This window comes from Bacillus sp. UNC437CL72CviS29 (genome assembly GCF_000482345.1).
GTDB lineage: Bacteria > Bacillota > Bacilli > Bacillales > Bacillaceae_G > Bacillus_A > Bacillus_A arachidis.
Genome location: NZ_AXVB01000005.1, coordinates 94433 through 109271, shown reverse-complemented (window position 1 = coordinate 109271; position 14839 = coordinate 94433). Strand labels below are relative to the sequence as shown.

Here is a 14839-nt window from a genome sequence, read left to right as displayed (position 1 = left end):
GACTTTATACTGCGGTGAGTTGTTTACGTCAACCTTAGCGTCAATAGTAAATCCGAGTGTTGGTTTGAAATAAAGTTCAATTAAAAGCAATCTCGCTGCCTCTAAGAATTTGATATATGGTCAGCTGTTATTTTAAATAAAGTTTGATCAAAAATTCACCTTGAACTACATAGATATAGTTTTTGTTGCAACTGTTTGTTGGAATGCCTTATCATGCTCAACAATAACCATTGTGGGATTAAATTGTTGAATAAGCTCTTCAATCTGCATACGCGAATAAATATCAATAAAATTTAATGGTTCATCCCATATATATAAATGAGCTTTTTCACATAAACTTTTAGCGATAAGCAGCTTTTTCTTTTGTCCACCAGAATAATGAGATATATCTTTCTCAAATTGAATTCGGTCAAAATCCATCTTACGTAGGATGGATTTAAATAACGACTCATCAATCTCGTGCTCTTCAATAAAGTCCGATAACGATCCCTTCAAATGAGAAGTATCTTGTTGGACATAGGAAATGATGAGCCCTGACCCTAAATTAACTGAGCCTGTATGCTGCGTTGGCTGTCCTAGAATTAGTTTTAGGATACTACTTTTCCCGCTTCCATTCTTTCCATCAAGTACAATTCGGTCACCTTGTTTAACTATGAAGCTAATTGGCTCATTCACTATTTGGTCATCATATTTAACAGACACATCCGCCAAAACAACCAATTCATTTGACTGAAATTTCAATTGTTCTAATTTTAACGACTCAGTTTTCTCCACATTTTTTAGTAATTTTGACTTTTCTTCAATAGCTTTTTGTTGCCTTGATTCAAGGTTCTTCGCTCTCTTCATCATCTTCGCAGCTTTATGTCCTACAAAACCTTTATCTAACTTAGATCCTGAATTCCTTGTTCCATTTTTGGAAGCTTCCACTTGATGAGACCAACCTGCTGAACGCTTTGAAGACTGTTTTAATCTCCCTATGTCTTTTTGTAGACGCTCATTTGTAGCCTCTTCGTGCTCTTGCTGTCTATCAAAATTTAACTTCCAAGAAGAATAGTTACCACTTTGAACTTCAATATTTGCTCTATTTATAGATAAAATATGGTCAACACATCCATCTAAAAAGATTCTGTCATGTGAAATCAAAATAAATCCTTTTTTCTTCCTTAGATAATCAGAGACTATCTTTCGTGCATCAGTATCTAGATGATTTGTTGGCTCATCAATTAATAGAAATTGACCCTCATTCAAAAACAGTGCAGCAAGCAACACCTTTGTTTGTTCTCCATTTGATAATGTTTTAAATGGTCGGTACATGACCTCGGCATCAACATTTAAATAGGATATTTCACGAAGAAATTCCCAATCTTCTGCTTGGGGACAAATTTCTTCAAGGATTTCATGAGTAAACTTGTTCTTATCCGAAACTCGGTAAGGGAAATAATTAAATTCTACCGAAGCAGTGATTTTTCCACTATACTCATAATTCCCTAATAATAAATTAAAGAACGTCGTTTTGCCTCGTCCATTCCTACCAATAAACCCTAGTTTCCAATCCGTATCTATTTGAAAATTTACACCTTCAAAAATGTTATCAAAGCTACCTGGGTATGAAAAAGTTAAGTCTTGGACTTTTATCATTGACATAATAATTCCTCCTTTATATATCGAAACGTTTCATATAAAGTCGGAACATCCATCAATCTTTTAATTCCTCCATATAAGTTTGATGGATATTAACGACTTATATAGAGCATTACATGTGTAACAATAGTCTCTGAATTACTCACTTTTCTCTCTCCTTTATTTGTTAGGTTAAGGTTACAGACTAATGATTATCAACTTACCTATAAGAGAATAAAAAAATCCCCCCAATTTGTGATTGGAAGGATTAGCCTTTCACTTATACTTAATAAGTCCTTATTAATCATTGGAATCATGACAAATAAAGTATGAACTGATTTGTGAAAAATGGATAGACTAACCCTATATTTTGTAGTTTGAAGTTATTAATTTCAAATTAAAATATCGATTAGTTAATCATTATTCATCCATCAGTCCTCTCATTATTCTATTTTTAGAATAACATTCTTTTTTATGGAACGCAATTTCAGAATCATCTTCACATTATCCAATCTCATTTAAATCACCGGATCTCTTCTGCCGATTTTTTAGCGTCTTTCGCAAATTCTATTAAACTGACTGTATTATTTGGTCGCATTTACCAGGTGAATTTCCTGAATATTTATATTACCATTGAATTGTCGAGTCTAAATTTTTTCGGCAGCTACTTGAAGTCCCGCTTCGTCACGGGACTTCTTTCCTTTTTTCATAACTACCTTCTTTTATGGGATCATTTGCATCGTTTCTTCTCTGTATAATCATATTATTATGGGCATTTCAGCAAATATCCCCTAATACATTCCAGAGCTTTTGCTATTAAACAAAAAAGTCGCCTACAAGGACCGTTCTACTTCTCTAGCTCCTCCATTACCATCTCGTCTAATACGCTTTAAATATATTCAATTAAACCATTCGTTTATAAATAAGTTTGATTATTTCTTGATGCTTGTGCCATTAAAGCGCCCGATTGTGAAATTGGCAAAGGCAGTCTAATTATCGAATAGCCCTCTTCCCCTCAAATTTGCGGAAACTGGCTCCATTCCTATTTCACGTGCCCATATAGATAACTGGCCGATATGGTGGATTTCGTGGACAATGATGTGACGTATAATCTCTCCATGTGTACATTCAATGACTCGGCGCCTGATTGGTGCGTCTCTCGAGCTAATCGGTTCTTTATTGAAATCAGTTTCTGAAAGTTTCCGAGAATCCATTTCATTTGTCCAAGATGTCACAAACAGCTTGACTTTCTCGTGGTATTGAGCTGAAAGATTTTTCACTTTTTGTAAGCTAGCATAATCTTCAAACAATGGCTCCTCAGGCACTGGTTCACCTCGCAAACCTAAGATCCACATATATTCCACATCTACAATGTGAAATAGAGTATGTAGGATACTGCCGAACCCACCGACCCGTTTCTTTAATAGTTCTTCATCCGGTATGTCTTCGCACAATGTAAACCAATCATCACGAACTTGCCAGTTATATTGAAACAGTTTCAGCATCACAACAACCTCCGTCTTTTAAATTAACATTTAATATTCACCAAAAGACTTCAAAACCCTTATTTAAATAATAACTCTAAAAAACCTGTTAAAACCCTCTACAAACTAGCCCTTTAATTGAGCATTCTAAATGAATTTAAAGGGGCAAAAGAAAAACCCTATTATACAGGGTTTTATCAAACTTTGTTTTAAATTATCAATCTATGACATTCGAAACTCTCAAAGGTAGTCATCAAAATTGCCTTATTATTATCAACAGAACGATGCCAACGACTACTAATCTATCGAGGAATACTTTTTCCCTTAAAGTGAAGTAGTTCTTTAGCTTGGATATTCCTATGAAAGCTAATATACAAATAACATCAATACACTTGTAACTATCCCGACCCAAATACAGAGAATGAAACAATAGCCCATGATATCTTTAATTTTCAATCCTAGCACTCCTAATAGAGGTAGTGCCCAGAACGGCTGAATTAGATTTGTCCATGCGTCCCCCCAACCTACCGCCATTGCGATAGTAGCTGGATCTACACCTAACTTCAAGCCTGCTGGTACCTGCAGCGGTCCTTGCAAAGCCCATTGTCCCCCGCCAGACGGCGCCAATAAATTCACCAATCCCGCCGACCAATATGTAAATATATCAAATGTATCCTTTGAAGCAATGGACGCCATCCATTCGATGATTGAACTTCCCAATCCTGAACTTCCTAAAACAGCGATAATCCCTGCATAAAACGGAAACTGTAGGATAATTGGCGAAATGGATTGCGCGGATTCTTTAAATCCTTGTGCAAAGTTGCCAAGGGAACCATGTAGTAATAAACCGAGTGACAAGAAAAATAAATTAATGATATTTAAATCTAAGCTGCGACCGTTTATAAATTCATACATACAATACAACGTGCCGATTGCACCTAATACGATTCCGAGAATTGGTGTCCATTCTAATTTTTCCGCAGCAGTTAAATCTTTTTGAGGGGGTTTTACAAAAGAATTTGTATCTGTTTCGTTTGCTTGATACCTGATAATCCCGCTTTTTGGAGCCATAAATACAATAATAATCGGCATTGTGATGAATAGAGCGAAAAAAATAATTAGAGTAGAGTAACTAAAGATTGTTTGTGAGGTAGGAATAATTCCAATCATATCTGCAAGAAAATGATCCTTTGTGGCAATTGTCAAGCCAATAGAGCTGGAAAGGCCTGCACTGTATAAGGCTGTCGGAGCATAAGCAGCTGCTACAAGCAATGGAAAATGTGCATTCGGATTCTTTTTCGCCACTTCCTTCGCAATGATTGCTCCTACAACTACCGCTAATCCCCAATTAATATAGTATGCAATTGCACTGATCAAAAATGTCATCGTATAAGCCTTTTGAGGTGTGTCGGCTAACTTGGCAACAGACTGCAAACCTCTATTAACAAACGGGACGGAAGCTAACGTCATCCCTGTAACCATTAGCAATACCATTTGCATTGTAAAAGTTAAATAAGTCCAAAAACCATCTCCCCAAGATTTTACGATTGCATACGGCTTTGAGGGATTCATCAACAAAGCTACAGTAAAAGTGAATAAAGTGAGCAGCACAGCAATAACAAAGGCGTCCGGTACATATTTCTGAGACCATCTCGAAAACATATTTGCGCACTTTGTAAGCAATGATTCTTTCTTTCCTAGATCTGCATCTGTGTTTTTCTCTAATAGGGAATGCTTCATAAATATTCTCCTTTCCAAATTTTAATAAGGTAAATATGAATAACATTCCACAAAAGAAAATAAATTCCTTTTACACATGCAGATTCTTCTCCCATTTAACTTAAGGAAATTTTTCATCTCTAGCTAGTATTTCTACCGCATAATTTACTTCTATATTTATACTAGAATAATTTATTCCTTATACATTCTTAATACATTCCTGTCCTCCAATGTTAAATCTTCTTTATGTTTAAATGTAAGTCAAATTATATTTTTAGCCCATCATCATCACTATAATTATCCAATCTTAATATTTTCCTTATAATTCTTTAGAAATTCTTTAACTTTTCTTTCCTCCTAGTTAAATATTAATTTTTACACTAGTAATATCGAGATACAAGGAGGATAGCCTATGCAATATTTTAAGAAACTGATGCTTCTTATCTTATCTTTTCTTATTACTGCAATTGTTGTTTTTTATTTTTATTTCTATGTAAATGGACCTTCAATTAAAGCTAAATCAGCTATTTTAATAGATACAACATCAGAAGAAATTGTATATAAAAAAAATGAAGATATCCCTCTTCCCTCAGTAAGTTTATCAAAAATGATGACAGAGTATATTGTGTTAGAACAAATACATAAAGGAAATATCAATTGGGATGATCGTGTAAAAATAAATGATTCTTCCATTCAAACAGAGAGAAAGGATGTTGATATAAATACTGCCGATCAAGTAACGGTTCGTGATCTATTTCATGCAATGGTTCTTACATCTAATAATAGTGCGGCTGTATCTTTAGCAGAACATATTTCAAAAAGTGAGCAAGACTTTACGAATTTAATGAATGAAAAAGCGACACAACTTGGACTTTCTAATAAAACATATTTTGCAAATGCAAGCGGTATTATAGTGAATCAACAAGAAGAATCTAAAATAACAGCTTTAGATGCCTCCAAATTAGCCCAGCATTTACTAACAGATTATCCTATAATATTGGAAATTTCCAAATTAACCTCTTATCAATTCACCTTCAAAGATATACATGTTTTCAATACAAATAAAATGTTGTATTCACTTGATAGCAATGTGAAATTTAAAGGCGTCGATGGTTTACAAACTAGCTTTGCAAATTCTGCTGGATATAGTTTTGCTGGTACAGTGCAACAAGGAAACAAAAGATATATTTCCATTGTAATGGGGGTCAACGGAGAAAATAGCGTGTTTATCGAAACAAAAAAACTATTTACTTATGGTTCCGAGCCTACTCACATTCCATCTCTTCAATCTGTTAAGGATTATGCGCTTTCATGGATCTCGTTATTTCAGTTTAAAAATCTATTTGTACAAACAATAATAATTTTTGTTATTATCATCATTTCGCTATTCCTACATATACGAAAAAAAGATTCAGAGGATTTTTAATTTCAAACCCTCTTTTACATAAAAACCGACTTGCTTTTTCAAGACAAGTCGGTTTATCTTAGTTTTCTTTTTCTTTATCTTTTTCATAATATAACTCATTTGCATACCTTCTATTTGTCCCCTTTAAATATGCAAAAATAATTTGAGGTCTCTTTATTAATGTCCAATCACCATGTTCATCAAATTTTCTACATGAAGTTGTCATATATGCCTTCTTTATCGTATTGAATTTTTTTCCACTCGTCTTACCATGTTTTTTTAAACGCATCGCAAATTCTGCATCTTCAGCCATTAACAAACCTTCGTTAAAACCACCAATTGCATTAAAATCTTTCCTATAACACCAGAACATCCCAACTGATATGAGTCCATATTTAAAAATGAGAGGAAGAATTAATAATACTCCCGATACTATGATTCCTAGTGAAATACGTTCAAACTTTGCTTTAACACCCCCACCTATATATTTTCCAGTCATTAATTGCTTTTCTATTTCACTCAACATATTCTCGCTCATCCAGCTATCTGCATCAATTGTAACAATGATTTCTCCCCTAGCTACTTTTGCACCAGCATTTCTTATTTTAGAAAGGTTTTTGTTTTCATCTTGTACAGTTACGCAATGATATGACTGGGCAATTTCTTCTGTTCGATCACTACAGCGATTTAGTACAACAATAACTTCAACCTTATTTTTATAATTTTTTGATGCAGCCACAATAGAATCCAGACATCTACCAATATACCTTTCTTCATTGTGTGCAGGAATTATAATAGAAAATTTAATGTCTTGTTCACTATCTCCTCCTACAAAACAACTACCTCTATCCATGTCGCATCTCTCCAATACAATTCTTATATTTTGGCAATTCCTTACTATATATACAGATACATTTACTATAGAACAAATTTCTGTATTCACATTGAATTATAATTAAAACCTGCCTACTTTTTCATACAAAAAAACACCGGAATTTAGGATTTATGCCTAACGACTCGGTGCTCCTTTCTTTCTAACAATGATCATTACCTAGAATAATTCAATACAAAACTGGCATTCCTATTCTAAAGAATTCAATTTCTATATTACCCCTTAAGATAAATAGCCTATTATCATGTTGCCTTAGCTTATATAATATCTCTTATTTACTATTTTTTCAAAAAATACGTTAACGGGGGCCTTTACACTTTCGCCGACAAATGAATCCGCAGCAAAATGAATAACTACTTCTACTAATCTAAGTCTTTTCCTGTTCCTTCTGCCTTCACAGCTCGGTGCTATCACCCTAGAGATTACACCCAAGACAGACACAAAAAAGGAGCAAGCCCCTATTACATAAAGATTAATTAGTGGTTTGCTCTCTTTTTTCAAGCATATTCACTCTTGGGTTCTAGTGAACATTTTTTCACCAAAACAGAATAAACCAGTCTGGAACCCAGTCTATTCTGTCGCATTCATTCACGTTATTTAGAATGTCTTCAAAATTTCTGTCCCTTTAAATTGAGGCAGCCAGTCACCATGTGCTTCAATGAGATCATCGCATAATGAGACGATATCATCGATAGACAGTTCTGCCGCAGTATGTGGATCAAGCATTGCGGCCTGATAAATGTGTTCTCTCTTACCTGTTATAGCTGCTTCAATAGTAAGAAGCTGGGTATTGATGTTGGTACGGTTCAGCGCCGCCAGCTGTTCAGGAAGTTCTCCTACATAACAAGGTGTAATTCCGCTCCGATCGACCAGGCACGGAACTTCAACCACAGCTTTTTCCGGAAGGTTACTGATTAAGCCGCCTGTATTCAAGACATTTCCGTGGAGTTTAAATGGTTTATCAGTTTCCATTGCATCAATGATATAAGAAGCATATTCAAGTGTACGTTTATGTGTCAGGTTTTTATTGTTAACAAGGTCTTCACGCATTTTCACCCAGTCCTCAATTTGATTGACACAGCGGCGCGGATATTCATCAAGCGGAATGTTCAACTTATCGATGAGTTTCGGATAGTTCCTTTTAATGAAGTATGGATGATATTCGGCGTTATGCTCGGACGATTCCGTTACGTAATAGCCGAAACGGTTCATCAGTTCCAAACGAACCATATCATCATGTTTTTCTTTTTGCTTTTCAGCCGCACGTTTCTTGATTTCCGGGTACAAGTCTTTCCCATCTCTTGTCACTTCTAAAAGCCAGGCCATATGATTGATTCCGGCAATTTTCCACTGGACATTTTCTGTATCCATTCCGAGCGAACGAAATAAGTACGGAACACAGACCTGAACGCTGTGGCACAATCCGACCGTTTTTACGCCACCGTAACGAATCATTGCCGCCGTTAACGTCGCCATCGGGTTTGTATAGTTTAAAAACCAAGCATCCGGACAAACTTCACGGATATCTTTGGCAAAATCAAGCATCACCGGAATGGTTCGTAATGCGCGAAAAATGCCGCCAATACCGATTGTATCTCCAATTGTCTGGCGAAGCCCATACTTTTTTGGAATTTCGAAGTCGGTCACCGTACAAGGCTCATATCCGCCGACCTGTATAGCATTAATGACGTATTTTGCTCCTCTTAACGCCTCTTTCCGGTCCGTATAAGTCTTGATGTACACGTTGCTACCGGAGCTTTCCTTTAGATTTTGCAGAATGTTCTCAGAATCCTTTAAGCGTTGATGGTCAATATCAAACAGGGCAAACTCGAATCCTTGGATACTAGGTATTAACATGCAGTCACCAAGTACATTTTTGGCAAAAATCGTACTTCCAGCACCTAGAAATGTAATTTTTGACATTTTCATCCTCCTCATGAACCATTTTTATTTATTATTTATTGCAACTAGGATCGGCTTTTTAGAATAAAAATCCGTGAAAAAAATCGTTCCATTGCAGTGTTTCTAAAAACAGTTTGTTCTAGTTGAATACCAGCATTCATTAACATGAAGCCATAATCCGATTTAGGCTTTTCTAAAAATTAGAACTCCAGATTTCTCTGTCTCTATCCTATGTAACCCTTTGAATAGATCGGTTTTATGTTTTCGGATTAAATTGCCAGTACAGCTGTATGTCTCAATTGTTATATTGACAAGATCTTTTTCTAAATCTAGGATGAACTCCTCGTTTAAAGTGCCATTTACAATAATAAATTCCTCGGGAATATTGGTACCAGTCTTAATACAAACATCTGCGTAAATGGCGATTAGTCTGGTTGAGTCATTCATAGTTTCTACTATCGGGTAAAGTAATTCTGGTGCAGTAGGCTTTAAATCACCATTCAATAATACGTCTTGGTATTTTTTCGAAAACCCTAGCCAAAACTTTGCCATTTCAAAATGATCTTTATTTAATTTTTCAAAACGCATGGAAAATTGCGGTACACCAAAAATGACATTGATTAATTGCAGTGCCGCATTTTCAGTCGTATCTTCTGGACTCCACATAATCATATCGGAATGAACAGCAGTGTTTCCTGATAGCAAGCGTAGATCCATAATACCAACACGGTTTGTAATTGCATCATTCGGGCAATCTCCTACCCTGAAAATATTTCCATATTTCCTCATATAAGGTCCGATATATCTTTGTCTGAATTCAACCATAATGGATGGCTTAATTAATTTTAAACTTTCCATAATATCAGTAAATAGACGATCCACCGCTTCCTGTACGGATTCATAATCCCGTTCTGGATCAAATTGAATTGCTTGGCCCTTCGCTCGATTTAAATCAAATAAATCAATAAAATCAAATTTAAATCCGTCTAGATCCCACTCTTTCAGAGCTTTTTCGTAAGTAGATATCAAATATTCCCTGACTTCTGGGTAACGTGGATCCAAAACTCCTGCCTGGAGACTATCATTGAAATATAAAATTTTACTTCGGAAGCGCTCCCACGTCTTTGAATAGATTCCCACAAATGGTACACTATACCACAATAAATATTTCATCCCCAAATCATGTACTCTCTCAACATGTTCCCTCATGCCCACGATTCTTTTAGGAGACACTTCCCAATCTCCACAATAAGCATAACCACGATGATCATCTTCTGTCTGCCAGCCATCGTCAACGATAACAGCCCCACAACCTAACTGTTTCGCAATCTCACATTGTTTCTCGATTTCATCATCAGATATGTCCTGATGAAAGCTATACCATGTCGAATACATAGGAAGCTTCGCAGTTTCTGGAACAAAGGATGGCCCATATCCATCCATTTCCTCATACCACACGGAAATATCTTGGATTGCTTGATAATAAGGAATATCCCTCATATCGACTCGAATCACTCCGTCATAGGATGATCGAACTTTGGATGGCTCTGTAAATAATGTGATTTGCGCTTTCATCGTTCCAGTTTCTTCGTGGACGCCCAAATTAAAATTAACAGTATCCATCGCATTGGAATATGCTACAGCCAGCCTGTTTTGTCCTTCTTGATTATAGAAACAGCCAACCGGGGCTAATACTGTTGCTTTAGAAGAAAAACCTCCATCCCAATCCACACCGAAACTTTTACTACGGGAGGATCCTGGATGCCAATATGATTGAATGTCAACAATTGGGTGATGCCAAACTAAATTAACTTTGGGGAATTGAATGGGTTGTTCTGATCCTATATGGATATGAACAAATAAAACTCCATTTTCTTCTCTTTGGTCAATTTTGACTTTGACACTATCTTCATGAATGGCCTCAATGTTTACCTTTTGTGTGATCATAGCCTCTCCTCCTCTTTTTCTTTTTTAGAATATTGAATTATAGAGCTACACCTTTTAAGCGAGCAAAAATATTTTTTGTAAACAATACGATGACTAGTGCAATACCACTACCACCAAACATGAAAAATAGACCTGGATATATTAAAAAAAGAAGTGACATCAGAATGAGAGTGATGATGATCATGATCGTTTTTATCGGATTTGCTATGCCTATTAATGTGGCATATTTAAAATAATGAAATGTTTTTACTTCAAAATGATTAAATGTCTGAATAATATAGAGTAAATTCACTACATAAAATAAAAGCATTGACAAACTCATAAGGGAAAGAACCCTACTTACCAAGGTGTCATACATTTGAAAAAAATAAAGATCCGTCATAAGTATCGAGCCTATTAAAACGATGACAAAACCCATTTTGTTCGATTTTTTAAAATTAGATTGATAGGAATTCCAAAAAGTTGCTACCATTTTTGTATCCTTTTTGTTGATCAAATCCATTATTAATTGGAACATAGCAACAGTCGATGGGAATAATCCAAACACCCCAAAACCAATCAATGTAAATCCAACCCACAATAAATTAAGAAATAACAATTTCATGATCCATTCTAATAAATGATAAATCCTTGCGATCACGGCCCACTTCCTCCTTTCTGTCTTCCTTGATCAGGTAGGAAATAAACATTATTTGATACCTGTATTTTGAACGCCATCCAGGATAAAGCGCTGTGCTATAAAAAATACTATAATGGGAGGAATACAAATTAATAGAGTCGAAGCCATGATAGAAGTCATATCAACTCCAAACATCCCTTTGAATTGCATGAGTCCCAACGTTAAAGTGTATTTACTTTGATCGTTCAGAAAAATTAATGGTCCTAAATAATCATTCCATGAGCCTAACATTTGAAACACACCGACAACCACCAATACTGGAGCCATTAACGGAATGAATATCCGAGAAAAAATTTGAAAATGGTTCGCCCCGTCTATGATCGCTGCTTCTTCCATTTCTTTAGGAACTCCTAATAAAAATTGGCGAAGTAAAAAAATGAAGTAGGGTGATCCAAAAAAGTTAGGAACAATCAGTGGTTTTAAAGTATTAATCCAGCCCAACTGATTAAATTCCATATATAAGGGAATTGCAGTTACATCCCAGGGAATCATCATTCCTGCTAGTAAAATTAGAAAAAGAATGTCCCTTCCTTTAAAATTGAATCTGGCAAATCCATAAGCTACTAAAGAAGATGATAATAGTTGTCCGATGATGCCTAATCCTGTAACAATCAAAGAATTTTTCAGAAATGTTGTAAAAGGTAAAACAGTCCAGGCTGTATAAAAATTACTAAATTCAAACTGAGACGGAATTAGTTTCGGAGGAAAAACAAATGTCTCAGCAGGGGTTTTTACAGCTGTAATGAACATCCAAAGAAATGGTGCGATAAAAAATAAACAAAAAATAATCAGTATTGTATGTACAATAACCTTCGTTGTTATACTTCTCGTAATCATCATATTCCTCCTTTCCTATTTTTGTTTCTTTTTCATTTCATTTTCATAGTAAACCCAAGTATTAGATGTTCTGAAAACCAGTAATGTCAGAGCCAAAATAATTAAGAACATAAACCAAGCATTTGCGGATGCATAACCCATTTTAAAATACTTGAAAGCATTCTCATAAACATACATCGCATAGAAATACGTCTTTCTTAAAGGTCCTCCACCTGTTAGAACAAGCGCGAGTGTTAACTGTTGAAATGCTGAAATGATGGCAGTAATGACATTAAACAGAATGGTTGGACTAAGCATCGGAAGTGTTATTTTACTGAACTTGTGCCATTTACTTGCACCATCTATATCTGCAGCTTCATATAGGTCTTTCGGTATATTTTTTAAACCGGCTAAGAATATCAGCATCATAGTCCCTTGCCCCCAAATACCTGCAAACACGATGGCAAAAAGTGACCAGGTTGGATCATTTAGCCAGTTTGGTCCATTAATGCCTATTAATGATAGTAGATAGTTTAGTAAACCGTATTCACCGTCGTACATCCATGACCAAATCATTGAAAGGGCTACTCCCGAAACAACCGTAGGAAGATAGAATATCGTTCTATAGCCTGAAAGCCATTTTACTTTTTGATTTAATAATATAGCTAGCAAGAGAGCAATACCGATGTTTAACGGTACTAAAATAGCAGCAAACTTAAAGGTAACTCCTAAAGATTGCCAAAACACTGGATCATTTGTAAACATATCAACATAATTTTTGAAACCAATAAACGTTGGGGTTCCAACAGTAGGCCAATCAAAAAAGCTTATGATAAGAGAAAAAATCAAGGGTCCGAACGTAAAACAGAAGAAACCAATGATCCAAGGAGAAATGAATAGATAGGGAGTAAGGTCTCCCCATCTAATCTTTGATAGAATGGATATAGGTCGTTCGGGAACCGTTTGAGTTATTTTATTTTCAGTTTTTATAATCATAAAATGATCCCCTTCTTTCTCTTAAACTATTTTTTCAATTCAGGCTCTATTAATTTAACCGCTTCATTCAAGGCTTTATCTGCTGAATTTTGCCCTAATAATACACTGCTAATTGCATAATCTAGTTTTTTGTCAACTTCTGTCCATTTGCTTGTAAGTAAAAAGCCTGGAGTATCTGATGATCTTTCAAGCATAGAATAGAATGTACTTAATAACTGATCATTTTTATGACTTTGTTCGGAAACCACACTCTTAAGTACTGGCATATCAGACTTTCTCATTTTTGCTGCTTCTGCTGATACAAAGTATTTGATAAATTTCCAAGCTATGTCTTTTTCTTTAGAGTCTTTGGCCATTGCAATTCCTGCAGAATGGATAACACCCTTTGAAGGTTGTCCATGAAAGGATGGAATTTCTGCAGTTCCAAAATCCATGCCAGCCTTTTTAAATTCTTCTAAAGGCCAAATGCCGTTCTCGATCATAGCTATTTTCCCTGATTTGAAACTATCAGTGACTTTATCAGACACAATAGCACTATTTTCATCAATCATATGTTGAAAGTCTTTAAGGATTTCTTGTGTTTTTGAACTATTCATATATCCATCTACCTTTTTGCCATCAGGACTAATGAAACTACTCCCATTACTCCATACATATTCTTGGAATGCATATGAATTTTTTTTGGAAGAGAGAACAAACCCATATTGTTTCTTTTCAGGATTGGATAACTTTTTCGCTGCATCACTGAACTGCTCCCAAGTCCAACCAGAAGTCGGAAGAGGTACCCCTGCTTCTTGGAAAAGTTTTTTATTGTAGTAAATGACGCGAGTGGTAAAACCAACTGGAAATCCATAGGTAGTATCTTTAAATTTGTGATAGTTTAGAATATTTGTATAAAAATCATCAAAAGTAGTTTTAAAACTACTGTCTTTATTTACGTAGTCATCAAGTGGCTCCAGAGATTTATAGTAATCTGGATAATTCCACATATACATGACATCAGGGGGATTTTTTGCTCCGAAAGAAGCAGCCAGCTTATCCTCAAACCCGTCAGCATATGCTTCAACTTGCACTTTCACTCCTGGATTCGCCTTTTCAAACTTTTTCGCAATATCTTGTTGATATTTGAGACTCTCTCCAGTATCCCATGTAGCAAAGCGTAATACTTTCTCCCCAATTTTACCTTGACTAGAAGATTTCTCACTGTTCGCGCAAGCAGAAAGCACCATTGCAAAAGAAATAGCTAAAATTAATAATAACGATATTCTTTTTTTCAACATAAATCCCCCCTATCATTTTTTGAAGATCAATTTTGTCTTTTGTAAAACAATCTTTAGACCTAACTTTAAGAATGCGTTTTCATTCCTTCTTAAAAATTT

11 protein-coding genes are annotated in these 14839 nt (G+C 35.3%); 1 reads left to right on the top strand and 10 read right to left on the bottom strand.

Annotation, left to right across the window (positions count from 1 at the left end; genetic code table 11):
- Positions 1 to 165: 165 nt before the first annotated feature.
- From M014_RS0105715 to M014_RS0105705, 3 genes are all read right to left on the bottom strand, one after another.
- Positions 166 to 1644 (bottom strand): Lsa family ABC-F type ribosomal protection protein, encoded by a 1479-nt coding sequence (locus M014_RS0105715; protein WP_026590859.1) that lies wholly within the window; start codon positions 1642 to 1644, stop codon positions 166 to 168.
- Positions 1645 to 2609: 965 nt separating this feature from the next.
- The gene (locus M014_RS0105710) at positions 2610 to 3125 is read right to left on the bottom strand and encodes a DinB family protein (protein ID WP_026590858.1); all 516 of its coding nucleotides are present in this window, start codon (positions 3123 to 3125) and stop codon (positions 2610 to 2612) included.
- Positions 3126 to 3470: 345 nt separating this feature from the next.
- Positions 3471 to 4844 carry a short-chain fatty acid transporter gene (locus M014_RS0105705; protein WP_026590857.1) on the bottom strand — a complete coding sequence of 458 codons (1374 nt, stop codon included), beginning with the start codon at positions 4842 to 4844 and terminating at the stop codon, positions 3471 to 3473.
- Positions 4845 to 5235: 391 nt separating this feature from the next.
- Between M014_RS0105705 and M014_RS0105695 the strand changes: the two genes are divergently transcribed.
- Positions 5236 to 6249, top strand: coding sequence for a D-alanyl-D-alanine carboxypeptidase family protein (locus M014_RS0105695; RefSeq protein WP_026590856.1), 1014 nt, complete (start codon positions 5236 to 5238; stop codon positions 6247 to 6249).
- 58 nt (positions 6250 to 6307) lie between these two features.
- Here M014_RS0105695 and M014_RS0105685 read toward each other — a convergent pair whose 3' ends face one another.
- The 7 genes from M014_RS0105685 to M014_RS0105650 form a co-directional block, all read right to left on the bottom strand.
- On the bottom strand, positions 6308 to 7081 hold the full coding sequence (locus M014_RS0105685) for a glycosyltransferase (RefSeq protein WP_026590855.1): 774 nt from the start codon (positions 7079 to 7081) through the stop codon (positions 6308 to 6310).
- 636 nt (positions 7082 to 7717) lie between these two features.
- Entirely contained in the window at positions 7718 to 9043 is a 1326-nt protein-coding gene (locus tag M014_RS0105675; RefSeq protein ID WP_026590853.1) for an alpha-glucosidase/alpha-galactosidase, read from the bottom strand.
- Positions 9044 to 9205: 162 nt separating this feature from the next.
- Positions 9206 to 10969, bottom strand: a complete 1764-nt coding sequence (locus M014_RS0105670; RefSeq protein WP_026590852.1) for a glycoside hydrolase family 36 protein — start codon at positions 10967 to 10969, stop codon at positions 9206 to 9208.
- Positions 10970 to 11006: 37 nt separating this feature from the next.
- Positions 11007 to 11609 carry a YesL family protein gene (locus M014_RS0105665; RefSeq protein ID WP_026590851.1) on the bottom strand — a complete coding sequence of 201 codons (603 nt, stop codon included), beginning with the start codon at positions 11607 to 11609 and terminating at the stop codon, positions 11007 to 11009.
- 48 nt (positions 11610 to 11657) lie between these two features.
- Positions 11658 to 12485 carry a carbohydrate ABC transporter permease gene (locus tag M014_RS0105660; RefSeq protein WP_026590850.1) on the bottom strand — a complete coding sequence of 276 codons (828 nt, stop codon included), beginning with the start codon at positions 12483 to 12485 and terminating at the stop codon, positions 11658 to 11660.
- A 15-nt stretch (positions 12486 to 12500) separates the two neighbouring features.
- Positions 12501 to 13460, bottom strand: coding sequence for a carbohydrate ABC transporter permease (locus tag M014_RS0105655; protein ID WP_081810970.1), 960 nt, complete (start codon positions 13458 to 13460; stop codon positions 12501 to 12503).
- Positions 13461 to 13486: 26 nt separating this feature from the next.
- Complete coding sequence (locus tag M014_RS0105650) at positions 13487 to 14737, bottom strand: ABC transporter substrate-binding protein (protein ID WP_026590848.1); 1251 nt, start codon at positions 14735 to 14737, stop codon at positions 13487 to 13489.
- Positions 14738 to 14839 lie beyond the last annotated feature (102 nt).